This window comes from Streptosporangium sp. NPDC051023 (assembly GCF_040689595.1).
In the GTDB taxonomy this organism is placed as follows: Bacteria; Actinomycetota; Actinomycetes; order Streptosporangiales; family Streptosporangiaceae; genus Streptosporangium.
The window spans coordinates 87,731-111,644 of sequence record NZ_JBFBCE010000021.1 but is presented as its reverse complement, the minus strand read 5'-3'; the positions used below and the strand labels follow the sequence as shown (position 1 = coordinate 111,644).

The window sequence follows — 23,914 nt, the reverse complement described above, 5'->3', positions numbered from 1 at the left end:
CCGCGCCCCGCGCGGTTCTGGCGCCGGGGCTTTCGGAGACACGAACCAGAAAAACCGATCGCGGCCCGCATGGGACGGCTGGGAGGATGTCCGCCTACCCGACGTCCCAGGAGCACAGCATGCGGCAGAGCCTCGACATCTCCCAGCGCCCCACTGGCACTAGAGTTCTCGAGGTCTCCACAGCCCATGCGTGTCCTGAACATCGGCATCCTCGCGCACGTCGACGCGGGTAAGACCAGCCTCACCGAGCGGCTGCTGTTCCACACCGGCGCCATCGACCGGCTCGGCAGCGTCGACTCCGGCAGCACCCAGACCGACAGCGGCGCCATCGAACGCCGGCGCGGCATCACCATCCGCACCGCCGTCGCCCCCTTCACCGTCGGTGACCTGCAGGTCAACCTCATCGACACCCCCGGCCACAGCGACTTCATCGCCGAGGTCGAACGCGCCCTCGGCGTCCTCGACGGCGCGGTGCTCGTGCTGTCCGCGGTCGAGGGCGTCCAGGCGCAGACCCGCGTCCTGATGAGGACGCTGCGCCGGATGCGTCTGCCGACCCTCATCCTGGTCAACAAGATCGACCGAACGGGCGCGCGGCAGGAGGAGACACTGACCGACATCCGTCGCAGGCTGTCGCCGCACATCGTCGTCATGAACGCGGTCGAGGACATCGCCACGCCCGCCGCCCGTACCCGGCCCCTGCCGATCGAACACGCGGCGGAGGCCCTGGCCGAACACGACGACCGGCTGCTGGCCGATCTCGTCGACGGCCGCGCTCCCGGCCCCGGTGTTCTGCGTGACCTCCTGCGCGCCCAGACCGCGGAGGGGCTGACGCATCCCCTGTTCTTCGGCTCGGCGATTGGCGGGCAGGGCGTGGTCGAGCTCCTCGACGGCATCACCGGCCTGCTCCCGGCCGCCCCCCAGGCCGACGGGCCGCCGCGCGGTACCGTCTTCGCCGTCGAACGCGACGGCGGTGGGCAGAAGATCGCCTATCTGCGGCTGTTCGAGGGCGAGCTGCACCCACGCAGGCCGCTGACCCTGCGCCGCCCCGGCGGCGAGCACACCGAGCGCGTCACCGCGCTGCGTACCGTCGGTGCTACTCCGGCGATCACCAAGGTGTGGGGCCTGTCGAAGGTGCGGGTCGGCGACCGTGTGGGGGCCGCTCCCGACCTGGCCGACCAGCCGCGCTTCGCTCGGCCCAGCCTGGAGACCCTGGTACGGCCCCGCCACGAGACCGAGGCCGCCCGGCTGCACGCCGCACTGGCCAGCCTGGCCGACCAGGACCCGCTGATCCAGACCCGCACGGTTGAGGGTGAAGGCGTCTCGGTGCTGCTGTACGGAGAGGTGCAGAAGGAGGTCATCGCCCAGACGCTGCGTGACGACTTCGGGGTCGAGGCCGTTTTCGAGGAGAGCAGGCCGGTCTACCTGGAGCGCCCGCACGGCAGGGCCGAAGCGGTCACGGAGATCGACCAGCAGGGGTCCAGCGGTTTCTACGCCACCGTCGGGCTGCGCGTCGAGCCCGGCTCCGACATCACCTTCCGGCGGGAGGTGAACCTCGGCTCGCTGCCGCTGGCCTTTCACCGGGCCATCGAGGAGAGCGTGCACCAGGCGCTCCAGGAGGGGCCGAACGGCTGGCCGATCACCGACTGCGCGGTCACGCTGACCCGCACCGGCTATTTCTCCCCGATCACCGCCGCGGGCGACTTCCGCGGCCTGGTCCCCCTGGTGCTCCGGCGGGCCCTCAGGCAGGCGGGGACCACCGTGTTCGAGCCGTGCCACATTTTCGAGGCGGAGGTGCCGCACGAGGCGCTCAGCGCGGTCACCGTACTGCTGACCGGGCTCGGCGCGCAGCTCACCGAAACCTCCGGGCAGCAGACGTGGCTGATCAGGGGGGAGATCCCGGCCAGGAGCGTGCAGGAGGCCGAGCGTCGGCTACCGGGCCTGTCACGCGGCGAGGGAGTGTGGTGGTCGCAGCCCTGTGGTGACCGGCCGGTCATCGGTGCGCCGCCGAAGCGCCGTCAAGGTCACGGGAGATGAGACCGCGACGAGCCCGCGGGGCCGGGGATCCGCGAAGAAACCCGTGGTCTCAGGCGCTCAGCAGTGTCCGGTACTCCTCGGGAAGCCCGGCCATGACGTCGAGGAATCCCTTCTCGGTGACCGCCTCGCGCAACGTGGTGAAGACGGCCTGGGCGTGCCCGCGTCCCTCCTCCCGGTTCACGCCCTGGCGCTCGGCGACGCGGCACGTGAAGTCCTCCAGCGGCATCCGCCCGTCCGTGGCGAGCCCCTCCGACGCGCCCCGTTTCAGCGGCTCGTGCAGTGGAACGGCCAGCTCGCAGATCAGGTTCTCCGCCCGGCCGCCCGCGACCTGCTCGGCGAGCGTCTGCAACACGGCCTCGCTGGCACGGTGGGCTCCCGCGGCGTCGAGCCCGGCCCTGCTCGCGACCCGGGCGAGGAACTCCTCCGCGGGCATGACCCGGAGACTGCGCCGCTGGGCCTCGACGAGCAGCGGATCGAAGTCCTCGGACAGGCCTGCCGCGATGTCGGTGATCTCCTCCGGGGCCACCGCCTGCCCGAGCACCCAGAAGACGTCACGGGCGTGCCGCGCGGCCACCTCGACGTCCACCTCCTCGCGCTCGGCCACCCGGCGCAGGAACTCCTCAACGTCGAAGGGCTCGTGGGCGTCGGCGGCGCCGATCCAGGGTTTCACTCTCATGGGCAGCCGCTGGAGAACGCCCCTGCCCTCGCCGTCGGGGAGCCGCTCCCCCAGTGTCTGGAGCGTCGCGCGCACGGCGCGCTCCGCCTCCTCGGTGCCGAGATCGTCGTACTGCTTCAGGATGTCGATGAACTCCTCGTACTCCACGGCTCGCTCCTCCCCCGGCTCGTAGGGCAACGCATGCGCTCCGGCCTTTCCTGGTCAGCTACCCCGATTCCCGAATCGGCCACCAATGGACCCGGTCAACTCGGTATAGCCGAAAAGAGCGGAACGTCGAGCAAGAGAAAGGAAATATCTCTACTAACCATCCCATGAGACACGCGTCATGGGTGAAAGGCGGGAAGAGCTCGGCGCGGCAGTTCGTGGAGCGACCGGGGCGGCACGGCGATCCGTCGAGGAGATCCGCGCCGGAACGCCGTGCCAGGCCCGAGGAGGCTCCGCCGGTCACCCGGCGGAGCCGCTCAGCCGTCGATCCGTCGTCCGGCACGAGCCGGGAGACCCGCCGGGCGACCGCGCCGATCTCAGACCTGGAGCAGGCAGATCAGGTAGTGGTCCGGCAGTCCTTCCTTGGCACCCACGACCACGCTGGTCGGGTGGCTGAACCGGCAGGCGTCATAGGCGTTTCCCGAGCCCACGTACGTGAGCCGGCCGCCGGTGTAGCTGTAGCACCTGAGAGAGCCGTACTCGTAGAGACCGATGAAGGACTGGGAGTTGACCTTGCTGGCGCAGTAGTAGCCCGTGCTGATCGGGCTCTCGCCGTACTCGACGACGGCGGCCTGCGCGGGAGAGGACGCGGCGAGCACCGCGGCGGCGGCCAGGACGGCACTTGAGAGCAGCGTGAGAACACGTCGGGACATGAATGTCTCCAAAGGGAATAGGATCCGCTTTCCGTTTCCGGCGGTGCCGGCGATTCCCGCAGGACCATTTGACCTCAACGGTCCGCCACCGATAGCGGGACGAACAACAGCAGGCAGGGGATCTAAGACAGAGTCTTGTATAGGAAACTTTCCTAAGCAATACCTGAGAGCCAGAGAAATGCCGCTAGGCGGAATCCTTTTCCATCGTCACTCCGAGCAGGCGCGCGATCACCCAGGGCCTTCGCATCTCCACCGGGGAGGCCGTGGAGGCCGCTCTTGCCTCCCTTTACTCGCGCCCGTATGCTCGTAGACGAGTAATCGTTGGCGAGGTGATGTGATGGCGAAGCGCCGCAAAGTCGGCAACCTGCTGGCCCTCGGCGTGCTCACGACCCTCGTCCAGCGGCAGGCTCACCCCTACGAGATGGCCTCACTGCTCCGCGCGTGGAGCAAGGACGAGGACCTGCAGATCAAGTGGGGGTCGTTCTACACGGTCGTGCGGAATCTGGAGAAACACGGCTTCATCGCCGAGGTCGAGAGCACACGGCAGGGAGGCCGTCCCGAGCGGACGGTCTACCGGATCACCGACGCGGGCCGCGCGGAGCTTGAGGACTGGACGCGCGAGCTGATCTCGGTCCCCGAGCGGGAGCATCCGAGGTTCGAGGCCGGGCTCTCCGTGCTGGGAGGCCTGCCACCCGACGAGGCCGTGGTCCTGCTCGGACAGCGGCTCACCGGGCTTGAGGAGAGGATCGCGGACCAGCGCGAGGCGCTGCGGCGGAACGGCGACGAGGTGCCCCGCCTGTTCCTCGTCGAGGCGGAGTACGCCCTGGCGATGCGCGAGGCGGAGGCGGCCTGGGTCAGGTCGCTGCTCGACGAGCTCACGACCGGCTCGTTTCCCGGCCTCGCGCAGTGGGGGGCCTTCCACGAGACGGGCGACATGCCGCCCGAGCTGACCGACCTCACGCGAAGGGGGAGGACGACCGACTGACCTGAGAACGGCCCGGTGGGGTGCGGGAACACCCCGCCGGGCCGTCGGCCTCGAACCGAGACCCGCGGGAACGGAAACCCCGGCCACGAGGTGGCAATCGCAAGGATAGCCGGGCTTCTCCCAACGGGCCGGTTCGGGCGCACACCATCCGAATCGACGCGCGGGCGCCGGGCCGTACCGGCTCCGCGCGGTTCCTGGGAGGAACCATGACGAACGTGAAGATCGGCTCTGTGATCTCCGCGGACGGCACCGCCATCGGCTACCGCACTCTCGGCGGCGGCCGTGCGGTGGTGCTGCTGCACGGGGCCATGGAGTCGTCGGCCAGTCACCTGCAGCTCGCGCAGGCGCTGGCCGCCGATTTCACCCTCTATCTGCCCGACCGCCGAGGCCGCGGCCTGAGTGGTCCGCACAGAAGAGACCACTCCATACGCACCGAGGTCGAGGACCTGCTCGCACTGCTGACCGCGACCGGTGCCCGCGACGTCTTCGGGGTCAGCTCGGGCGGCGTCGTCGCGCTTCAGACGGCCCTGACCACCTCCGCCCTGGACAGGGTCGCCGTGTTCGAACCCCCGCTGATCGTCGACGGCTCGCTCTCGACCGCGTGGCTGGAGCGGTACGACAGGGAGATGGCCCGGGGCAAGGTGGCCGCGGCGCTCGTCACGGGCATGCTGGGAACCCGGATGGGTCCCCCGCTCTTCGACCGCCTGCCCCGCTGGCTGCTCAAACTGCTCACGATCATGCTCATGGCGAGCGAGGACAGGAAGGCGAGGGCCGGGGGCGACGAGGTGCCGTTCGGGGCGCTCGCGCCGACGCTGCACTACGAGGCGCGTCTGGCGATCGAGACGACCGACATGGTGGACGACTTCAAGGCCGTGGACATCGAGGCTCTCCTGCTCGGCGGCGGCAGGAGTCCCGCGTATCTGAAGACCGCGCTCGACGCGCTGGAGAAGGCGCTGCCACACGCCCGGCGCGTCGAGTTCCCCGGCCTCGGCCACGGGGCCTCGGGCAACACCGGCAAGGGCGGCCACCCGGAACAGGTCGCCCGGGAACTACGCCACTTCCTGACCCGCCCGTAACGGGCCACGCCCACCCGGACGAGCGACGGCGGCGACTGCGACTGCGTCGGAGTCGCCGCACTGTCCGATGGACACCGAGGTTTCCAGGACAACGAGAACCCACCGGCCCGGCGCCGATGCTCATCTCCACCGAATGGAATTTTTTTCCTCACATCGAACGGGGTGAGCGGGACATCCGCTCACCCCGTTCGGCCCCCGATGCCCCTGCGAAACCTCTACAGGGTGGACAACGCTCGTTTTCGGACCTCACCGCCGGTGAGACGATCACACCGGCGGTGAGGGAAGGGCTCCCGGATCAGAGGTCGGGCAGCCAGTTGCCGTGGAAGCCGTCCGGGACACGCCGGGGAAGCTCGACCGAGGCGACGAACTCCAGATCGGCGGCGTCCAGGACGAGGAGCCTTGAGGCGTCTCCCGAGTGGTCGGTGACGATCGACATCAGCCAGCCGCCGTCCTCGGTCTCGGCGCCCGCCGCGGGCACGAAGACCGCCTCGCCGGGGTGGCCGCCGACGTCCTTGACCTGCCCCGCGCCGGTCTCGGTGTCGTACTTCACGATCGCGTCGTCGGAGACGGTGTACAGCAGGCCGCTGGCACGGCCCAGCAGGTCCTCGTTGAAGGTGGGGAACTCGACCGCGCGGTCGTCGCGCTGTTCCTCCTTGACCGTGCCGTTCGCGGGGTCGAGCGTCCAGCGGTGCAGCACCGCTCCCCCGGTCTCGACGGCGGGGTTGGCACTGCCGCTGATGCGATCCCAGATGGCGTTGAAGGACTCCCGCGAGTAGCGGACCGCGTCGAGCACCACGCGCCCCGAGGCGTCCTCGCGGGCGTTGCCGACGTGGAAGACGTAGCACGGGTCGACGTCGAACCAGGTCACCTTCCCCGCGCGGTCCATCACGCCGAGCCTGGCCCCGTAGGAGTCGTCCCACCCGAACGGCAGGCCGCTTCCGACCCGCTCCATGTCGAAGACGACTGGCAGGTCGAGCCAGATCACGTGGTTCTCGGTGATCGCGAAGTCGTGGACCATCGTCGGCCCGGGGACGTCGACGACGCGGCTCTCCACCAGTTCCCCCGCCGCGGTCAGGCGGTGGTAGGTCAGGTACGGCGCCTCGAAGCCGTATCCGAAGAAGTGCAGCTCGCCGGTCGCCGGGTCCAGCTTGGGGTGCGCGGTCATCGCGGTGGTCAGCCGCCCGCCGAAGTCCCACGGCCCGACTGTGTCCAGCTCGGGGGTCACCTCGTACGGGAAGCCGCTCTCGACGAGTGCGAAGATCTTGTCGGCGTGCCGGATGACGGAGGTGTTCGCGCTGACGGCGGTCCTGTCGACGCCGTCCGGGCCGACGAGCTGGGCGCCCTCGGTGAAGGAGCGGGTGCGCACCCAGCGGTTGCGATACCACTCGGCGCGGCCCTCGCTCAGCCTGATGCCGTGAAGCATGCCCGGACCGGCGAACCAGTGGCCCGAGTCCTGGCCGGGCAGCGGGTTGGGACCGTTACGGAAGTAGCGTCCCGTCAGCTCCGGCGGCAGGGTGCCGGTGACCGGCAGGTCGAAGGCGCCGATCTCGTCGGGCACCGGGGCGAGGTGGCCGCTGAGGTAGGCGGGCGGCGCGGGGGTCTCGGAGGTTTCAGAAGTGGTGGTCACGATCAGCTCCAAATGACTCAGTGGAAATCAGGAAGAGCAGGGTCGGAAAGGGCGTCGGTCAGGCCGCGTCGCCTGCCGTCTGGCCCCGGTAGCGAGCGGCGACGGCCTTGGGGTAGCGGATGGTGAAGAGCATGGGCGCCACGAAGGTGACGATCTTGATGGTGATGACGGCGGCGGTCGCGTGCGGGGCGACGGCCAGCAGCACGGCCAGCAGCACCGCGGCGACGACGAAGGCGACACCCCACACCGCGGTGATGACCGCGTTGACCCGGTAGAACTGGGGAGTCCGCCAGACCTCCTCCGGCGCCATGGTCCTGGCGATGCCGAGGGTGAAGGGCTTGCGGATGGCCAGCGACCCCCAGGCGGTGAGCGCCAGCCAGGCGTTGACGAGGGCCGGCCCGTACGGCATGAGCGGGGAGCCGGGATCCACGAAGGAGATCAAGGTGACCAGGACGAAGAACACCGCCGCGCTGGTCTCAATCACCATCTGGTCCCACGCCTTGCCCGTGCGACGGTCCATGAAAATGACGCCGAGTGCGATCACCAAGCCAGCCAGCGCGCCGTACCGCCACTCGTCGCCGGTGGCGATGACGGCGTAGACGATCCACGGGAGGAATCCAAGGAAACTGCGGATCATGGCTGAACTCTCTTCACACTCGACATTCCTGTGCAGACAGGTCGAAGATAGAAGCTCCTGTAGCGACATGTCAACAGTGGAATGTAGGATCGCCGTCATGAGCCTCCGACACGCGCTGCTGGGCCTGCTGGGACAGTCTCCTGCGAGCGGCTATGACCTGCTGAAGACCTTCGGCATCTCCCTGGCCAACGTGTGGCCCGCCACGCAGAGCCAGGTCTACGCCGAACTCGGCCGCCTCGCGGACGCCGGGCTGGTCGAGGTGAGCGCGGAGGGACCACGCGGCCGCAAGGAATACGCCATCACCGAGGCCGGGCTCGCCGAGCTCCGTCACTGGATGACGGAGACCGACCCGGGCCCGATCGCCAGGCGCAGCGAGATGCTCCTGCGCGTCTTCTTCCTCGGCCAGATCCGCCCCGAGCAGGCACGCGCCTACCTGCGGCGGCAGGCGGAGCTCGGGGAGGAACGGATCAAGAAGCTGGCCCCGCTGAAGGAGGTCGTGGAGAAGATGGACGACGATCTGTCGGTGTACGGCAGGCTCGCGCTGGATTGGGGGCTGCGCTTCAGCGCCATGCAGCGGGACTGGGCCCTGTGGGCCGAGAAGGAGATCGAGAAGGAAATCGAGAAGAAGCCCGGCAGCGCTCCTGAGCCGGAGGCGCGACCCGAGTAAGCCGGACGCGGGCCCCGGGGCAGGCCGCTCCCCCGAGACAAGGGCTCGACCGGCTCCGGACACGACTCGACCGCGCCTCGCGCGGATCTCGCGGCGGACGCGGTCGAAGTGGAGAACGTGATCGCCTCGTGGGCGCCTTGTCACGTCCGCCCGTCGGCGCCGATCAGGTCAGTGTCGCTCCTCGCCGAAATGACGCCGTGAAGAAGGCGTCGTCCGGCGAGGGAGCAGGTGGCACGCCTAGCGGGTGGCGCGGTTGACGGCGGAGATGATGGCCTTCAGCGAGGCGGTCGTGGTGTTGGCGTCGATGCCGACGCCCCACAGCGCCTGGCCCGCGACCTCGCACTCGATGTAGGAGGCCGCCTTGGCGTCGGTGCCCGCGCTCATCGCGTGCTCGGCGTAGTCCAGGACGCGGACCTGGATGCCGATCCCGGCCAGGGCGTCGCAGAAGGCGGAGATGGGGCCGTTGCCGACACCCTCGACCTCGCGGATCTCACCGTCGACACGCAGGTCGGCGCCGATGGCGTCCTTGTCGTCCCCCCTGGATACGGTGCGGTGGGCCAGCAGGCCCAGGCGGCCCCACGGGCTGGCCGGGTTCGGGAGGTACTCGTCGGTGAAGACCTCCCACATCTGGGCCGGGTTCACCTCGCCGCCGAAAGCGTCCGTGCGGTTCTGCACGACGCGGGAGAACTCGATCTGCAGGCGACGCGGCAGGTCCAGGTGGTGGTCGGCATTCATGATGTAGGCGACCCCGCCCTTGCCCGACTGGCTGTTGACCCGAATGACCGCCTCGTAGGTGCGACCGATGTCCTTGGGGTCGATCGGGAGGTACGGCACCGCCCAGGTGAACTCGTCCACCGGCACGCCCGCCTCGGCGGCGTCGCGCTCCAGGTGCTCCAGGCCCTTCTTGATGGCGTCCTGGTGGGACCCGGAGAAGGCGGTGTAGACCAGCTCGCCGCCCCAGGGGTGACGCGGGTGGACGGGCAGCTGGTTGCAGTACTCGGTGACCCTGCGGATCTCGTCGATGTCGGAGAAGTCGATCTGCGGGTCGATGCCCTGCGAGAACAGGTTCATGCCCAGGGTGACCAGGCAGACGTTGCCGGTGCGCTCCCCGTTGCCGAACAGGCATCCCTCGATGCGGTCGGCTCCGGCCAGGTAACCCAGCTCGGCGGCGGCCACGGCGGTGCCCCGGTCGTTGTGCGGGTGCAGGGACAGCACGATCGAGTCACGGTAGGCCAGGTTGCGGTGCATCCACTCGATCTGGTCGGCGTAGACGTTCGGCGTGGCCATCTCGACCGTCGCGGGCAGGTTGACGATGACCTTGCGGTCAGGGGTCGGCTGCCAGACGTCGTTGACGGCGTCGCAGACCTCGACGGCGTACTCCAGCTCGGTCCCGGTGAAGGACTCGGGCGAGTACTGGAAGTAGATCTCGGTGCCCTCCAGCTCGGCGGCCAGCTTCTTGCACAGCTTGGCGCCCTCGACCGCGATCGCGGTGATGCCGTCCCTGTCCTGGCCGAAGACGACCCGGCGCTGCAGCGTCGAGGTGGAGTTGTACAGGTGGACGATGGCCTGCTTGGCCCCGCGCAGCGACTCGAAGGTCCGCTCGATCAGCTCGGCCCTGGCCTGGGTCAGGACCTGGATCACCACGTCGTCGGGGATCCGGCCCTCCTCGATGATCTGCCGGACGAAGTCAAAGTCGGTCTGCGAGGCGGCCGGGAAGCCTACCTCGATCTCCTTGTAGCCCGTCTTCACCAGCAGCTCGAACATCTTGAGCTTGCGGTGGGAGTCCATCGGGTCGATCAGCGCCTGGTTGCCGTCACGCAGGTCGACGGCGCACCACTGGGGAGCGCGGTCGATGACCTTGCCGGGCCAGGTGCGGTCGTCGAGCCGAACCGGGGCATAAGGCTGGTAACGCTTGAAAGGCATGGAACTGGACTGCTGCTGCGGATACATGGAAAGGCTCCTCGGCTGGAAAGATAATCACGGCCGACACGCATGGCTCGCTCCGCGACGAGGGAGCCGGCCTGTTACAGGCCCTCGTCGCGGCAGCTAAGAAGCAGCCCGCGCAGCATGCCTAGCACGTTAGCAGACGCTCCCGAATACTTGAGACACGGTCTCACATCGCGGGACACGTGAGGCAGGAGCGACCACCGAGGCCCCGGTGAGGTGGGTGACCGCCCGTACGAGTCTCCCGCGCACAGGTGGTGCGCGCGGGGCGCGTTTCAGCTCGTGTCCACCGTTTCCGGTCGCGGGTTACAGTGGCGCTACCGCCGATGACAGGGGAACGGACATGAAAGATGACGACATCCTCACCCACATCCACGAGCTGATCGCCGAAGAGCACGGCCTCCGCCAGCGGCTGGCCTCCGGCTCGATCTCCTCGCACGAGGAGAACAACCGGATCACCCAGCTGGAGGAGGCCCTCGACCAGGCATGGGACCTGCTCAGGCAGCGGCGGGCGCGCCGGGAGTTCGGGGAGGACCCCGACTCGGCGGCACCGCGCCCGATCCCGGAGGTCGAGGAGTACCGCCAGTAGGGCACGCGCACCCTCCGAGGAGCACGGCAGGGCACGCGTCTCGAAGACCGGCGGGGCACGCGCCTCGGGAAAAACCGTTCGCCCCGTGGGAGCGGTCCGGGTTCTCCTTGGGTCATGCGGATCGAGCGGATCGACTTCACCGTTCCCGGGCGCCGGGTGGCCGAGTGGCACGCGACTCACCTCGCCTCCGAAACCGGCAGGCCAGGCCCCCTGCTCGGCCTGCGGCGCTTCACCGTGATGGCCGAGCGTGGCTGGTCGAACCAGTACACGGAGGCGTGGGTGGCCGAGGAGGCGGGCCGCGTTCTCGGCGGCTACAGCCTGCACTGCCCGACGACGGACAACACCCACGTCTGCGAACTGCACTTCTTCGTGGTCCATCCCGGCCACCGGCGGCGCGGGACGGGATCCGCACTGCTGGAACACGCCGGGCGGCGGGCCCGCGTGCACGGCCGCGAGCTGATCCTGTGCGGCGCCCCCGCGGATGAGGCCACCACCGCGTTCGCCGCGAGCGCCGGGGCCGAGCTGGGGATCGTCGACACCCGCAGGGCCCTGGACCTGCGCGCGGCGGACTGGGACGCCCTCGACGGGATGCGGGCGGCGGCCGTACGGCGGGCGGCGGGTTACCGGCTGGAACGGTGGGCGGGCGCGACGCCTCGGGGGCTGGTCCCCGACATGGTGGAGCTGATGGCCGGGATGAACGACGCCCCGCAGGACGACCTGGAGATCGAGGGGTCACGGTGGGACGCGGAGCGCTATCTCGCCTCCGAGGCGGCGACCGAGGCTGCCGGGCTGCTGGCGTACACGACGTTCGCGCGGCATGAGGAGACCGGAGAGCCCGCGGGTTTCACCCAGCTCTACGCGAGCCGGGAAGAGCCGGAGGACTGGGGACACCAGGGGGACACCACGGTGCTCGCGGCCCATAGGGGGCACCGGCTCGGCCTGCTCATGAAGATCGAGAACACGTCCTGGTTCCACGGGCGCGAGCCCGCCGTTCGGCACGTCCTCACCTGGAACGCCGACTCCAACACGCACATGGTCGCGATCAACGACCTCATGGGCTTCGTGGCGCTCGACACCTGGCACTTCTGGCAGCTGCGGCTCTGACGGCTTCCGGAGAGGACCGGTGCGGCGCCGCCTCACGTCCCCGGCCCTCGTTCTCCCGCGCCACTTCCCTGCCCCGTTCCCCCGTTCCGTCCAGGCACTTCCCCTTGCTCTCCGGATCACTGACGGACCGTCCCTGGCAGCGCGGGTCGGGCAGCACCGGACGGGGACGGGTCGGCGCGAGCCAGGAGGCCACGTTCTGCTCGACGTACCAGCCGTGCAGGCTCACCAGGGTCCGGGGCACCTCGCCGGGGTCCGGGCACAGCACCCTGGACCGGAGCGTGTCGTTCCGGACGAAGCTCACACCGCCGTCACGCTCCAGAACGGTGGACATCTGGTCGTCGCTCGCGACGAGGTAGCCGACAAGCACCCGGGGCGGTTCGTTCTTCTCCACCACCTCCAGGGCGGTCAGCGGCAGGATCGGCGCGCGCATCACGGCCACACCGACCAGGAACGGCGCGAAACCCGCGAGCGCGATGGCGATGCCGTGGGTGAGCGTCCTGGCGGGAGCCTCGGGAACCGGACCGGTCAGCAGGGGCGCGGCTCCCGGCGGAAGCGTCAGGAGAACCGCGGTCGCCACGTCGTGCGCGGCGAACGCGGCGGCGATGGCGGGCCACAGCGCCACGTAGGAGAGGATCGCGGCCATCACGGGCAGCGCGTAGCAGAACGCGGTGCGCAACTCCTCGTGGTGGGGGAAGCGGTCCCTGACCGTCAGGCCCCCCGCGGCCAGCGCCAGCATCATCAGCGTCGGCAGGAAGCGCAGCTGCCAGGAGAACAGGCCGACCAGGACGGCCAGGATCACCACCCAGCCGGGAAGCCGTTCCGCGGCCCGCACCAGCCAGGAGGAGCGGCGCGCGCTGACCCAGTAGAGGGTGCCGAGCACCTTGCCGACCAGAACGAGGGCGGGCAGGATCCAGACAGCCGTCAGCAGGGTGACGCTGAGCAGGCCGAGCGGGCTGATGCTCTGCAGGAGCAGGAGCAGCGTCTGGGTGTCCTGCCTGCTGGCGTACCACAGCCGCACCACCAGCAGGACGAGGGGGAACACCGGCAGGAGCGTGAGCAGCCACTCCTGGTTCCTCGGCGTGGCCTTGACGCGCCGGGCGCGCTTCACGGGGACGGGCAGTTGTCGACGGAGAAGGCCCGCTCCCATGGCCAGCTGCGCACCTGCGGAGGCGGCACGCACGGCTGCTCAGTCTGGGCCACGCCGCTGCCGACCGACATCATCGGACGGATGTAGTGATCGAAGGCCTGCTCCCACGTCTGGTTCTTCGGGTTAGCGTACGAGTCGTAGAGCGCGAGCTCGACCAGGGTGCGCAGCGCTTTGTTCGGGCCCGTGTTCACCGCCCACATCTCGTTCTTCTCCAGGCCGATGTCGTGGTGCTTGAACCACTTGCGCTTATCTTTGTTCTTCTGGGACTCGACGACGAACCCGGCCAGGATGGCCGCGTCGGTCGTCACCGCGTCGTACGTGTCGTTCTTCAGACCCTCTATGCACCCGCTGATCTGATTCTCGCCGGTGACCTTCGCCCTCGTCGCCTTCCTCAGCTCGGCCTCCGAGGTCGAGGTACCGAGCGTGCAGACCTTCTTGCCCGCGAGTTGCTCCAGGGAGGTGATCTTCTCGGGGTAGTCGGACTGGGTCACCACGGACTGCTCGGTGCTGAAATAGGGCGTGGAGAGGCCGACGGAGGGGTCCTTCCTCCGGGATTCCGTCGAGCTGAAGGTCGCGACCACCAGGTCGACCTTGCCGCCGGGGTTCGAGGCCCCCATGCGCGCCCTGTCCTCCGTCTCGATGGGCACGAAGACGACCTTGTTCCACCGGTAGCCCAGATCAGCGGCGATCATGTAGGCGATCTCGATGTCGAACCCGCTGAAAAGATGGGTGTTCGGATCCTGGTACGCGACGCCGGGAGTGTCGTTCTTGACGCCGATCCTGAGCGTTTCCTTGCCGAACAGCCCGGCCTGCTCCCGCAGCTCGTCCTCGGTCGGCGGCCCGTTGACCCACAGGACCGACGCGCCGACCACGACGGCCGCCAGGACCACGGCGATCCACGCGGCCAGCCGGAACCGTCTCGTGCGTCGCTTCCTGCCGGGCTCGGGCGGCGGGGGTTCTGGCGGCCCGGGCTGGAGGACACGGGCCTCGACGGGAGCCTGCGGTTCCTCGGACTCCGCCCCCGCGTCCGCGGGTTCTTCGCTCATGACGCCTCCGGGCTCCCTGTTTGCCCGCAGGCTATGTCGCGGTCCAGGAAAGCGGGTGCCGCTTCACCAAGACGAGATCAAAGGAGCGTGCCAGGACGCCTTCTCCGGTGTCCGCGGAAGGTCAGCGGGGGGAGTCGTCCTTCCCGGCCTTCCTGCGGGCCCGTAGTTCGGCCGTGCCGACGGCCGCGACCGCGATTCCGGTGAAGGACAACGCGGGCAGCAGCCAGTCGGCGGTCGGCCTGCCTTCGACGCGGAGGTCGAGCATGATGACCAGGAAGGCCCCAGCCCCGAAGAACAACGCCCTGAGAAGAAACCTGTACATCGGCACTGCCCTCCGGTCGTACAGACGGGTTCTTCCCCGGCCCCGGCGCCTCCCGGACGGCTCAGTCGTAGAAGCCCAGGCGGCGGAGCTGCTTGGGGTCGCGCTGCCAGTCCTTGGCGACGCTGATCCGCAGGTCGAGATAGACCCGGGTGCCGAGCAGCGCCTCGATCTGCTTGCGGGCCCGGCTGCCGACGTCCTTGAGACGGGTGCCCTTGTGCCCGATCACGATGGCCTTCTGCGACGGGCGCTCGACGAACATGTGCGCGTAGATGTCGAGCAGGTCGTCGCGGCCCTCGCGGGGCAACATCTCGTCGACGACGACCGCGATCGAGTGCGGCAGCTCGTCCCTGACCCCCTCCAGCGCGGCCTCGCGGATCAGCTCCCCCACCAGCACCTGCTCGGGCTCGTCGGTGAGCTGACCCCCTTCGTACAGCGGCGGGCTCTCGGGGAGCCGGTCTATCAGCACGTCGGCGACCACGTCGAGCTGCTCGCCCGACTCCGCGGAGACCGGGACGATCTCCGCGAACTCGGCGAGCTGGGAGACCGCCAGCAGCTGGGCGGCGATCTGCTCCCGGGTCGCCAGGTCGCACTTGGTCACCACGGCGACGACCGGGGTCTTCTTGACCGCCGCGAGCTTCTCGGCGATGAACCGGTCGCCCTTGCCGACGGGCTCGTTGGCGGGCACGCAGAAGCCGATCACGTCGACCTCGGTGAGGGTGGACAGCACCAGGCTGTCCAGCCGCTCGCCCAGGAGGGTCCTGGGCCGGTGCAGGCCGGGGGTGTCCACGATGACGAGCTGGGCGTCGGGGCGGTGCACGATGCCCCTGATGGCCCGGCGGGTGGTCTGCGGCTTGGACGAGGTGATCGCCACCTTCGTGCCGACCAACGCGTTCATCAGCGTGGATTTGCCGACGTTGGGCCTGCCGACGAAGCAGGCGAAACCGGCATGGAAATCAGCAGCTGAGGAACTCACGCCACCCATTGTCCCCGATGGCGCGGTCAGCTCTGACGCAACGTCCCGTCGGGACCGGCCACGAGCAGCCGCTGCCCGCCCAGATCGCGGACCGCCAGCACGTCCGCCTCCGCCGGGCCGTCCGCCGCCGTGACCAGTGCCGCCGCCTCCAGGGACTCGGCTCCGCTGGAGACGGCCATCGCCACGGCCACCTGGATCGCCGACAGCGTCAGCGACGGCAGCGCCACGTTGGTCGCGGAGTAGGTCCGCCCCGTCTCGTCACGCACCGCCGCCCCTTCGGCCGCGCCACTGCGGGCGCGGGCGGAGCGGGCCAGCACGATGATCTTGTTGTCCTCTGGGTCGAGGGTCGCGTCACTCACGACACAAGGGTATTCAGCCCGCGGGATCGGACGCGACCACCACCGGTCGGCCGGTCAGGAGGGCGTCTGGCCGATGAGCGACCGGGCGAGCTGGCCGGTACGCCCGGCGTCGACGTCCGCGACCCCGGTGTGCACCAGCGAGACCAGGGTGTGCCCGGCGAGGGCGAAGACCACGTGCATCTCGTAGGGGTATCCGTTGAGCCTGCCGTGCAGCCGCCTGGCCTGCACGACGGCCCCGGCGGCGTCCAGCTTCAGCTCGGAGACCTTGAAGGAGGTCCTCCTGCCCGGCAGGGAGTTCCTGGCGACCCGGCAGCCGCTCAGCGCCTGGGTCAGCTCGGCGAAGTGGAGTTCGGCCTCCTGCCCCGCGTACGAGGCCAGGCTGACCCCGGCCAGCTCGCCCAGCCTGTCGCCCGGATAGGTCACGGCCACCCATGTCCCCTCGCCGGACTCGGCGGGCCCGCCTCCGGCCGTGTCGAGGAGGAACCGGCAGTCCTGGTCGGCAGCCCTGAACGGGGGCACCCACCCGTCGCGCGGCCTGGCCGAGAACCCGTCCGGCAACCTCGACGCCCCCGCCCGCAGCAGCCCCCGCAGCCTCGCGAGTTCCGCCCCCGCGGCGCTCCCTGCGGAGGTGTCGTTCACCGCCCCGCCACCGCACGCGACCGGCCCCCCGGCCAGGACCCCGCACACGGCAACCGTAATAACCACTCGAATCCCCCGCGTCATGACTCATCCCCCGATGTCACGTGCGAGGTGTCTTGTCCCCGCCGATCCGCTTTCTTCCCCTCAGCAAAAGCGGCAATCGCCAAGAAACGCCTAAGGGTGCCCTCAACCCACCCCATGTGGCTGAGAACACCCTTCAGCAGGCGACGAGAGACCGTCTCACGACGGCCTCACGCGCCATCCCCCCGGGATCACCCCGACGCCGCGAACCCCTCCCGACGCCGGGACCTCCCATCGGCTCCCTCCCCCGGGTGCCGTGAGATAACAGTGACAGGAGGCGGTTGCAGAACGCTTGCGAGCCGCTTAAAGCCCTCGCGGAACACCTTCTGGTGAGCCGGGTTCGAGAGCTCCTGGCGCACCACATGAGGTGCGCCCAGCACCGAATACCTGGTCAGCGCCTCGGCGATCCCACGGTCGACGGCACGTGATCTCAGAACCGGGACACTAGTCGTGCCCCGCCGAGGCACTGACCGAGTCGGGTTCTGCGGGGGCGACCCGCCGGACGAGGACCGTGCCGATCCGGTTGCGGCGTCCCGCGAGGCTCTCGGCCGTCAGGCTGAGCCCCTCGACCACGGCCTCGGAGCCCGCGATCGGCACCCGGCCGAGCGCGTGGGCCAGCAGCCCGCCCACGGTGTCGACGTCGTCGACCTCGAGCTCGATGCCGAACAGGTCGGCCAGGTCGTCCACGGGAAGCCTGGCGGTCACCCTGACGGACCCGTCGTCGAGCGACTCGACCGGCCGAATCTCCTGGTCGTACTCGTCGGTGATCTCACCGACGATCTCCTCGAGGACGTCCTCGATGGTGACCAGGCCGGCCGTTCCGCCGTACTCGTCGATGACGATGGCCTGGTGGATCTGACGGGCCTGCATCTCGCGCAGGAGCTGGTCGATCGGCTTGCTCTCCGGCACGTAGGTGGCCGGACGCATGATCGTCTCGACCTGCTCCGCGCGGCCGTCGTCGCCGGTCTCCTGCACCCTGCGGACGATGTCCTTGAGGTAGGCGATGCCGATGACGTCGTCCTCGTTCTCCCCGACCACGGGGATGCGGGAGAAGCCGCTGCGCAGCGCGAGCGACAGTGCCTGGTTCAGGGTCTTGCCGCGCTCGATGAAGACCATGTCGGTGCGGGGCACCATGACCTCGCGCACCAGGGTGTCACCGAGCTCGAAGACCGAATGGATCATCTCGCGCTCGTCCGGCTCGATGACCCTGCGCTCCTCGGCCAGGTCGACCAGGTCGCGCAGCTCGGCCTCCGAGGTGAACGGTCCCTCCCTGAAGCCCTTTCCCGGCGTCACGGCGTTGCCGAGCAGGATGAGCAGCTTGGGCAGGGGCCCGAAGATCCGGGTCAGGCCGTACACGAGGGGGGCGCTGGCGAGGGCGATCGGCTCGGCGTGCTGGCGGCCCAGCGTGCGCGGGGAGACCCCGACGATCACGTAGCTGATCACGATCATGACGGCCGCGGCGGCGGCGTACGCCCCGCCCTTGTCGCCGAGCCAGTCGATGAAGAGCAGTGTGGCGATCACCGTGGCGATCAGCTCACAGCTCAGGCGGAGTAGGAGCAGCAGATTGAGGTAACGCGGCGGATCGGCGACGATCGCCTGCAGGCGCTTCGCGCCCCGGCGACCCTCACGCACGAACTCCTCGGCCCGCACCCGCGAGATGCGGGTGAGGGCCGTCTCCGCGCTGGCTATCAAACCGCCGACCACGACGAGGACGACGGCCGAGAACAACCACCCGTTGGCGAGGTTCACCGCTGGGGGCGCACCTCCCGCCACGATTCCAGGAGCTCGCCCTGCAGGCCGAACATCTCCTTGTGCTCCTCGGGTTCTGCGTGGTCGTAACCGAGGAGGTGGAGGATGCCGTGCGTGCACAGCAGCTCCAGCTCCGCCTCGGTGCTGTGCCCCGCCTCCGCCGCCTGCTTGGCGGCCACCTGCGGGCAGAGCACCACGTCGCCGAGGAGCGCCGGGTCGGCCGGGGCGTCGCCCTCCTGGCGAGCCCCGCTGCCGGGACCGGGACGCAGCTCGTCCATCGGGAAGGCGAGCACGTCCGTCGGGCCGGGCTCGCCCATCCACTGCTCGTGCAGCACCGACATGGCCTCCTCGTCCACGACGAGGATGGACAGCTCGGCGAGCGGGTTGATGTCCATCCGCTCGAGCACGTGCCCGGCGAGCGCGACGATGAGCCCCTCGTCGATTTCGACGCCGGACTCGTTGTTGACCTCGACGCTCATCGGTCGCTCACCGTTCTTCCCCTGGGGCGCTTCATCACGCCCTTGATCGACTGCGGCTCGCTCTGCCGCTGCGTCTCGTCGTAGCGCCCGTACGCGTCCACGATGTCGCTGACCAGCTTGTGCCGCACCACGTCCGCACTGGTCAGGCGGCTGAAGTGGATGTCAGGGATGCCGTCCAGAATATCCTGGACCACCTTCAGGCCGCTCTGCGTGCCGCCGGGCAGGTCGACCTGGGTGACGTCACCCGTGACGACGATCTTCGAGTTGAAGCCAAGGCGCGTCAGGAACATCTTCATCTGCTCGGGCGAGGTGTTCTGCGCCTCGTCGAGGATGATGTAGGCGTCGTTGAGCGTACGGCCGCGCATGTAGGCCAGGGGGGCGACCTCGATCGTGCCCGCCGCCATCAGCCGGGGGATCGAGTCGGGGTCGAGCATGTCGTGCAGCGCGTCGTAGAGCGGCCGCAGGTAGGGGTCGATCTTCTCGTAGAGCGTGCCCGGCAGGAAGCCGAGCCGCTCACCGGCCTCGACCGCGGGGCGGGTGAGGATGATCCGGTTGACCTTCTTCTCCTGCAGGGCCCTGACGGCCTTGGCCATCGCCAGGTAGGTCTTGCCGGTGCCCGCGGGCCCGATGCCGAAGACGATGGTGTGCCTGTCGATCGCGTCGACGTAACGCTTCTGGTTCACCGTCTTCGGGCGGATCGTCCGGCCCCGTGAGGAGATGATGTCGAGGGAAAGCACCTCCGCCGGGCGGTCCGAGTTCATTCGCAGCATCGCGATGCTGCGCTCGACCGCGTCCGGTGTGAGCTCCGCGCCACCGCGGACGAGCTCGACCATCTCCTCGAAGAGCCGCACAACGGTGCTGCTCTCCTCCGGACTGCCGGTGATGGTGATCTCGTTGCCCCGGACGTGGATGTCGGCCCGGAAGGCGCCCTCGACGACTCGCAACAACTCGTCGCGCGAACCCAGCAGGCTCACCATCGAATGATCGTCCGGAATCACCACCTTCGCCTGGGTCCGGCTGGGACCCTTCGACCTGGGCTGGGACGTTCTGTTGGAATCGTTTGTCTCGGACATAGGCGGGCCTTTCGGCCTGTTCGCCTCCAGATATCGGGTTCGGACTTCTACGCCATCGTATCCGTGATCGACGCGATCGCGCTTTCCGATTTCTACCCGGGCGGCCAGGTCAGGCCGCGTCCGCCCAGGACGTGTCCGTGCACGTGGAAGACGGTCTGCCCGGCCCCGGGACCGGTGTTGAACACCAACCGGTATCCCGACTCCACCACGCCCTCCTGCTCGGCGACGGCGTGCGCCGCCTTGAACACGTCGTCGGCGAGCCCGTCGTCGGCCGCGGCCAGTGCCGCCGCGTTCGGGTAGTGGTCCTTGGGGATCACGAGGACATGAGTCGGCGCCTGGGGGTTGACGTCTCTGAAGGCCAGGGTGCGCTCGGTCTCATGGACGATCTTCGCGGGAATCTCCCCGGCCACGATCCTGCAGAACAGGCAGTCGGCTTCGCTCACCATGCAGGCACCCTATCCCCCTGGGCATCCCTGCGGGCCGTTGTCAATCGGTGATGGTCCATCGTCAGCAAACAAAGATCCACCCAGCTAAGGTAAGTATGCAAAACTTCAACAACGACAGCCCATGCGATTAGCACGATGTGGCCGCCTGGCGAGGACACGACTGGGTCATGCCCCCTAATGAACCGGAAGAGCGTAAACCCTCTGGGAAGGCCGAGCGTCCCACTGATGTGACCACCGAGACCCTCGTGGCCGACAGGTCGCTGGGAGCGGTGCCCGTCGGTTGGGACGCCGACATGGCCGTTACCGCGCTCTACAGCGCGCACTATCGGTCTCTTGTGCGTCTCGCAGTTTTGCTCGTCCGCGACATGGCAACCGCGGAGGAAGTCGTGCAGGATGCGTTCGTCGCCATCCACGGCGCCTGGCGTCGCCTGCGTGACACCGACAAGGCACTCGCCTACCTGCGCCAATCGGTCGTCAATCGATCACGCTCCGTGCTCAGGCACCGCGCGGTCGTGGAGAAGTACGCACCGAAGGGACTGCCCGACGCGCCGAGCGCAGAGAACGGCGCGATCGGCGAGCTGGAGAGGTCCGCCGTCATCGAGGCGCTTCGCGGCCTGCCCGCCCGGCAGCGGGAGGCCCTGGTCCTGCGCTACTACGGGGACCTGTCGGAAGCGCAGATCGCCCACGCGATGGGCATCAGCAAAGGCGCGGTCAAGAGCCACACGGCTCGAGGCATGGCCGCCCTACGAACCTCACTGGAGCAACTGTCATGACCGACTCCCCCGACGAGTACGGTGAGCTGCTCCGCCGTGCCCTGAGCGCGGAGGCGAACTCGGTCGTTCCCTCCCCAGACGGACTGGAGATCATCCGCGCCCGCATAGAACGACGGGGGCTCCGCGGCCTGATGTGGTGGCGCGCCGGAGCCTCCGTGGCAGGAGCTGTCCTCGTCGCGGCGACCGTCGTGATGGTGGTCCCGCAGTTCCGTCAGCACGTGGCCGATCAGATCCAGAGCGGCGAGGTCAACTTCACGGTGCCGACGAAGCCGGAGATGTCGGCCACATCACGACCTCCGGTGAGAGTCGGCACACCGCCTCCGGCCCCGGCCAGGCCGAGCGTGACGCCGCCCGCGCCGCTGCCCGCCACCTCCAGGCCGGGGACGCCGAGCCCGAAGCCGTCGGCGAAGCCGTCGAGGACTCCCAAGCCGACGCCGTCGCCGAGCTGCCCGACGGCGCCCGCGAACAGCAACACGGTCGAGCCCGAGGGGCTGCCGAAGGGGTGCGGCGAGAGCGAGACACCGGCTCCTCCCCTGCCTTCTGACACGGGGTCCTCGGACTCCCCGTGCGCGCTCGACGAGTGCCCGCCGGGGGACGGGCCGCGGACCCCGATGCCGACGGAGGTCTCCGGTCCGACGCCGACAGGCGGCCGCTAGCGGCCGCCTGTCCCCCAGGCACAGGGGACGGAGCGGGCCGGGCTCACCAGCGGCCCGTGCGCGCCTGGAGCACCGCCGCCGCCGCGACACCCGCCGTCGAGGTGCGCAGCACCGTCGGCCCGAGGAGCGTGGGTACGGCTCCCGCCCCCCGGAAGGCGGCGATCTCCTCCTCGGCGACACCGCCCTCCGGCCCGACGACCACGACGATGTCGCCGTCGGAGGGAAGGGCGAGAGTGGAGAGGGGCGAGGCCGCCTCCTCGTGCAGCACGACGCCGAGCGCGGCCCCGGACAGCAGCGCGGCGACCCCGGAGGTCGTCGCGGGCTCGGTCACCTCGGGCAGCCGGAAGCGGCGAGCCTGCTTGGCCGCCTCCCGCGCCGTGGACCGCCAGCGGGCCAGCGACTTGGCCGCCCGCTCGCCCTTCCATTGGGTGACGCACCTGGAGGCGGACCAGGGCACGATCACGTCGACCCCGGCCTCGGTCATCATCTCCACGGCCAGCTCGCCCCTGTCGCCCTTGGGCAGCCCCTGCACGACGACCAGGCGCAGACGCGGCGGGGGCACCTCGTAGCGGCGCAGCACCTCGACGCGGAGCGAGTCCTTGCCCGCGTCACGGACCACGCACTCGGCCACGGCCCCCGCGCCGTCGGTGAGATCGAGCCGCTCCCCGGCACGCAGCCGCCGTACGGCCGCCGCGTGGCGCCCCTCGGAGCCGCCGAAGGTGAACTCGGGCCGGGCCAGGTCGCCGGGCTCGGCCAGGAAGACCGGGACCGTCATCGGCCTTCGGCGGCGTGCCGGAGGACCCCGAGGACGGTCCCGCGAACGGCCGCCGGGTCAGCGGCCATTGAAGGCGTCCCGCAGGCGGGAGAAGAAGCCCTGCTGCCCCGGAGCGAACTTACCCGGCGGACGCTCCTCGCCGCGGAGCTTGGCCAGCTCGCGCAGGAGCTCCTCCTGGGCGGGGTCGAGGCGGGAGGGCGTCTCCACGTTGACGTGGATCAGCAGGTCGCCTCTGCCGGTCTCGTTGAGGCGCTGGACGCCCCTGCCATAGAGCGGGATGGTCTGCCCGGACTGGGTGCCGGGACGGACGTCCAGCTCCTCTGTGCCGTCGAGCGTCTCCATCGACAGGATCGTGCCGAGCGCGGCCGCGCTCATCGGGATCTGCACGGTGCAGTGCAGGTCGTCGCCGCGGCGCTCGAAGATCTCGTGGGGGCGCTCGACGATCTCCAGGAACAGGTCTCCCGGCGGGCCGCCGCCGGGGCCGATCTCACCCTCGCCCGCGAGCTGGATGTGGGTGCCGTCCTCGACGCCCGCGGGGATGCGGACCTTGATGGTCCGCCGGGTGCGGACCCGGCCGTCGCCGGAGCACTCCTGGCAGGGGTTGCGGATGATCGAGCCGAACCCGCCGCACTGGGGGCACGGGCGGGACGTCATGACCTGGCCGAGGAAGGAGCGGGTGACCTGGGAGACCTCGCCGCGTCCGTGACAGAGGTCACAGGTGTCGGGGTGGGTGCCCGGCGCCGCGCCGGAGCCGGTGCAGACCTCGCAGAGGACCGCGGTGTCGACGACCAGTTCGCGGGTGGTGCCGAAGGCGGACTCTTTCAGGTCGAGCTCCACCCTGATGGTGGCGTTTCGGCCCCTGCGGGCACGCGAGCGGGGACCTCGGCCGCCCCCGCCGCCCGCGGCGCCGAAGAAGGCGTCCATGATGTCGCTGAACGGGAAACCCGCGCCGAAGCCCCCCGCGCCCGCGCCCGCCGAGGCGAACGGATCGGCGCCCATGTCGTACATCTGGCGCTTGTTGGGGTCGGACAACACCTCGTAGGCCTGCGTGATGTCCTTGAACCGCTCCTGGGTCTCAGGGTCGGGGTTCACATCGGGATGCAGTTCTCTGGCCAGGCGGCGGTAAGCCTTCTTGATCTCTTCCGCACTGGCGTCGCGCCGCACCCCTAGGGTGCCGTAGTAGTCGCTCTTAGCCACTTA

Annotated in this window: 25 protein-coding genes; 7 read left to right on the top strand and 18 right to left on the bottom strand. The window is 69.6% G+C overall.

Features of this window, described 5'->3' with window-relative positions:
* Positions 1-186 precede the first annotated feature (186 nt).
* Positions 187-2,034, top strand: a complete 1,848-nt coding sequence (locus tag AB0395_RS16515; RefSeq protein WP_366281344.1) for a translation factor GTPase family protein — start codon at positions 187-189, stop codon at positions 2,032-2,034.
* A gap of 49 nt (positions 2,035-2,083) precedes the next feature.
* On the opposite strand, the gene AB0395_RS16510 is transcribed toward AB0395_RS16515, so the two are convergent.
* Complete coding sequence (locus AB0395_RS16510; protein ID WP_366281342.1) at positions 2,084-2,857, bottom strand: DUF2267 domain-containing protein; 774 nt, start codon at positions 2,855-2,857, stop codon at positions 2,084-2,086.
* Positions 2,858-3,231: 374 nt separating this feature from the next.
* The gene (locus tag AB0395_RS16505; protein ID WP_366281340.1) at positions 3,232-3,567 is read right to left on the bottom strand and encodes a hypothetical protein; all 336 of its coding nucleotides are present in this window, start codon (positions 3,565-3,567) and stop codon (positions 3,232-3,234) included.
* Between the two features lie 337 nt (positions 3,568-3,904).
* Between AB0395_RS16505 and AB0395_RS16500 the strand changes: the two genes are divergently transcribed.
* Together AB0395_RS16500 and AB0395_RS16495 are read left to right on the top strand one after the other, a co-directional pair.
* Positions 3,905-4,552: a PadR family transcriptional regulator gene (locus AB0395_RS16500; protein WP_366281338.1), complete on the top strand. Its 648-nt coding sequence runs from the start codon at positions 3,905-3,907 to the stop codon at positions 4,550-4,552.
* Between the two features lie 206 nt (positions 4,553-4,758).
* Positions 4,759-5,628 carry an alpha/beta hydrolase gene (locus AB0395_RS16495; protein ID WP_366281336.1) on the top strand — a complete coding sequence of 290 codons (870 nt, stop codon included), beginning with the start codon at positions 4,759-4,761 and terminating at the stop codon, positions 5,626-5,628.
* Between the two features lie 295 nt (positions 5,629-5,923).
* On the opposite strand, the gene AB0395_RS16490 is transcribed toward AB0395_RS16495, so the two are convergent.
* A complete protein-coding gene (locus AB0395_RS16490; RefSeq protein WP_366281334.1) occupies positions 5,924-7,255 on the bottom strand; it encodes a carotenoid oxygenase family protein in 1,332 nt (443 codons plus the stop codon).
* Between the two features lie 58 nt (positions 7,256-7,313).
* Complete coding sequence (locus tag AB0395_RS16485) at positions 7,314-7,892, bottom strand: hypothetical protein (protein ID WP_366281332.1); 579 nt, start codon at positions 7,890-7,892, stop codon at positions 7,314-7,316.
* A gap of 97 nt (positions 7,893-7,989) precedes the next feature.
* Between AB0395_RS16485 and AB0395_RS16480 the strand changes: the two genes are divergently transcribed.
* Positions 7,990-8,559, top strand: coding sequence for a PadR family transcriptional regulator (locus AB0395_RS16480; RefSeq protein WP_366281330.1), 570 nt, complete (start codon positions 7,990-7,992; stop codon positions 8,557-8,559).
* A gap of 237 nt (positions 8,560-8,796) precedes the next feature.
* Here AB0395_RS16480 and leuA read toward each other — a convergent pair whose 3' ends face one another.
* Entirely contained in the window at positions 8,797-10,509 is a 1,713-nt protein-coding gene (gene leuA, locus AB0395_RS16475; protein WP_366281328.1) for a 2-isopropylmalate synthase, read from the bottom strand.
* A gap of 337 nt (positions 10,510-10,846) precedes the next feature.
* On the opposite strand from leuA, the gene AB0395_RS16470 reads away from it, so the two are divergent.
* Together AB0395_RS16470 and AB0395_RS16465 are read left to right on the top strand one after the other, a co-directional pair.
* Positions 10,847-11,092: a DUF2630 family protein gene (locus AB0395_RS16470; RefSeq protein WP_366281326.1), complete on the top strand. Its 246-nt coding sequence runs from the start codon at positions 10,847-10,849 to the stop codon at positions 11,090-11,092.
* Between the two features lie 114 nt (positions 11,093-11,206).
* Positions 11,207-12,196, top strand: coding sequence for a GNAT family N-acetyltransferase (locus tag AB0395_RS16465; RefSeq protein WP_366281324.1), 990 nt, complete (start codon positions 11,207-11,209; stop codon positions 12,194-12,196).
* Here AB0395_RS16465 and AB0395_RS16460 read toward each other — a convergent pair.
* The 10 genes from AB0395_RS16460 to AB0395_RS16415 all read right to left on the bottom strand — a co-directional run bounded on the left by AB0395_RS16460 (position 12,144) and on the right by AB0395_RS16415 (position 20,507).
* Positions 12,144-13,376 (bottom strand): hypothetical protein, encoded by a 1,233-nt coding sequence (locus tag AB0395_RS16460; protein ID WP_366281322.1) that lies wholly within the window; start codon positions 13,374-13,376, stop codon positions 12,144-12,146. The genes AB0395_RS16465 and AB0395_RS16460 overlap by 53 nt on opposite strands.
* The gene (locus tag AB0395_RS16455) at positions 13,301-14,389 is read right to left on the bottom strand and encodes a transporter substrate-binding domain-containing protein (protein WP_366281320.1); all 1,089 of its coding nucleotides are present in this window, start codon (positions 14,387-14,389) and stop codon (positions 13,301-13,303) included. The genes AB0395_RS16460 and AB0395_RS16455 overlap by 76 nt, the downstream gene beginning before the upstream one ends.
* 121 nt (positions 14,390-14,510) lie before the next feature.
* Complete coding sequence (locus tag AB0395_RS16450) at positions 14,511-14,711, bottom strand: hypothetical protein (RefSeq protein ID WP_366281318.1); 201 nt, start codon at positions 14,709-14,711, stop codon at positions 14,511-14,513.
* Between the two features lie 61 nt (positions 14,712-14,772).
* On the bottom strand, positions 14,773-15,693 hold the full coding sequence (era, locus tag AB0395_RS16445) for a GTPase Era (protein ID WP_366281316.1): 921 nt from the start codon (positions 15,691-15,693) through the stop codon (positions 14,773-14,775).
* A 17-nt stretch (positions 15,694-15,710) separates the two neighbouring features.
* On the bottom strand, positions 15,711-16,043 hold the full coding sequence (locus AB0395_RS16440; protein ID WP_366281314.1) for a cytidine deaminase: 333 nt from the start codon (positions 16,041-16,043) through the stop codon (positions 15,711-15,713).
* 54 nt (positions 16,044-16,097) lie between these two features.
* A complete protein-coding gene (locus AB0395_RS16435) occupies positions 16,098-16,682 on the bottom strand; it encodes a hypothetical protein (protein WP_366281312.1) in 585 nt (194 codons plus the stop codon).
* A gap of 525 nt (positions 16,683-17,207) precedes the next feature.
* Complete coding sequence (locus tag AB0395_RS16430) at positions 17,208-18,512, bottom strand: hemolysin family protein (protein WP_366281310.1); 1,305 nt, start codon at positions 18,510-18,512, stop codon at positions 17,208-17,210.
* Entirely contained in the window at positions 18,509-18,991 is a 483-nt protein-coding gene (gene ybeY, locus AB0395_RS16425; RefSeq protein WP_365058004.1) for an rRNA maturation RNase YbeY, read from the bottom strand. Before ybeY ends, AB0395_RS16430 begins: the two co-directional genes overlap by 4 nt.
* Positions 18,988-20,064, bottom strand: a complete 1,077-nt coding sequence (locus AB0395_RS16420; protein WP_366281308.1) for a PhoH family protein — start codon at positions 20,062-20,064, stop codon at positions 18,988-18,990. The genes ybeY and AB0395_RS16420 overlap by 4 nt, the downstream gene beginning before the upstream one ends.
* Positions 20,065-20,156: 92 nt before the next feature.
* Positions 20,157-20,507 carry a histidine triad nucleotide-binding protein gene (locus tag AB0395_RS16415; protein WP_366281382.1) on the bottom strand — a complete coding sequence of 117 codons (351 nt, stop codon included), beginning with the start codon at positions 20,505-20,507 and terminating at the stop codon, positions 20,157-20,159.
* Positions 20,508-20,803: 296 nt separating this feature from the next.
* On the opposite strand from AB0395_RS16415, the gene AB0395_RS16410 reads away from it, so the two are divergent.
* A complete protein-coding gene (locus AB0395_RS16410) occupies positions 20,804-21,283 on the top strand; it encodes a SigE family RNA polymerase sigma factor (protein WP_184719763.1) in 480 nt (159 codons plus the stop codon).
* A 226-nt stretch (positions 21,284-21,509) separates the two neighbouring features.
* Here AB0395_RS16410 and AB0395_RS16405 read toward each other — a convergent pair whose 3' ends face one another.
* From AB0395_RS16405 to dnaJ, 3 genes are all read right to left on the bottom strand, one after another.
* A complete protein-coding gene (locus AB0395_RS16405; RefSeq protein ID WP_366281306.1) occupies positions 21,510-21,830 on the bottom strand; it encodes a hypothetical protein in 321 nt (106 codons plus the stop codon).
* Positions 21,831-21,982: 152 nt separating this feature from the next.
* Positions 21,983-22,714, bottom strand: a complete 732-nt coding sequence (locus AB0395_RS16400; RefSeq protein WP_366281304.1) for a 16S rRNA (uracil(1498)-N(3))-methyltransferase — start codon at positions 22,712-22,714, stop codon at positions 21,983-21,985.
* 57 nt (positions 22,715-22,771) lie between these two features.
* The gene (gene dnaJ / locus AB0395_RS16395) at positions 22,772-23,911 is read right to left on the bottom strand and encodes a molecular chaperone DnaJ (protein WP_366281302.1); all 1,140 of its coding nucleotides are present in this window, start codon (positions 23,909-23,911) and stop codon (positions 22,772-22,774) included.
* Positions 23,912-23,914 lie beyond the last annotated feature (3 nt).

Coding starts and splice junctions, on each gene's coding strand:
- AB0395_RS16515 (WP_366281344.1), top strand. CDS start 187: ATGCGTGTCCTGAACATCGGCATCCTCGCGCACGTCGACGCGGGTAAG.
- AB0395_RS16505 (WP_366281340.1), bottom strand. CDS start 3,567: ATGTCCCGACGTGTTCTCACGCTGCTCTCAAGTGCCGTCCTGGCCGCC.
- AB0395_RS16500 (WP_366281338.1), top strand. CDS start 3,905: ATGGCGAAGCGCCGCAAAGTCGGCAACCTGCTGGCCCTCGGCGTGCTC.
- AB0395_RS16495 (WP_366281336.1), top strand. CDS start 4,759: ATGACGAACGTGAAGATCGGCTCTGTGATCTCCGCGGACGGCACCGCC.
- AB0395_RS16485 (WP_366281332.1), bottom strand. CDS start 7,892: ATGATCCGCAGTTTCCTTGGATTCCTCCCGTGGATCGTCTACGCCGTC.
- AB0395_RS16480 (WP_366281330.1), top strand. CDS start 7,990: ATGAGCCTCCGACACGCGCTGCTGGGCCTGCTGGGACAGTCTCCTGCG.
- leuA (WP_366281328.1), bottom strand. CDS start 10,509: ATGTATCCGCAGCAGCAGTCCAGTTCCATGCCTTTCAAGCGTTACCAG.
- AB0395_RS16470 (WP_366281326.1), top strand. CDS start 10,847: ATGAAAGATGACGACATCCTCACCCACATCCACGAGCTGATCGCCGAA.
- AB0395_RS16465 (WP_366281324.1), top strand. CDS start 11,207: ATGCGGATCGAGCGGATCGACTTCACCGTTCCCGGGCGCCGGGTGGCC.
- AB0395_RS16455 (WP_366281320.1), bottom strand. CDS start 14,389: ATGAGCGAAGAACCCGCGGACGCGGGGGCGGAGTCCGAGGAACCGCAG.
- AB0395_RS16450 (WP_366281318.1), bottom strand. CDS start 14,711: ATGTACAGGTTTCTTCTCAGGGCGTTGTTCTTCGGGGCTGGGGCCTTC.
- era (WP_366281316.1), bottom strand. CDS start 15,693: ATGGGTGGCGTGAGTTCCTCAGCTGCTGATTTCCATGCCGGTTTCGCC.
- ybeY (WP_365058004.1), bottom strand. CDS start 18,991: ATGAGCGTCGAGGTCAACAACGAGTCCGGCGTCGAAATCGACGAGGGG.
- AB0395_RS16420 (WP_366281308.1), bottom strand. CDS start 20,064: ATGTCCGAGACAAACGATTCCAACAGAACGTCCCAGCCCAGGTCGAAG.
- AB0395_RS16410 (WP_184719763.1), top strand. CDS start 20,804: ATGGCCGTTACCGCGCTCTACAGCGCGCACTATCGGTCTCTTGTGCGT.
- AB0395_RS16400 (WP_366281304.1), bottom strand. CDS start 22,714: ATGACGGTCCCGGTCTTCCTGGCCGAGCCCGGCGACCTGGCCCGGCCC.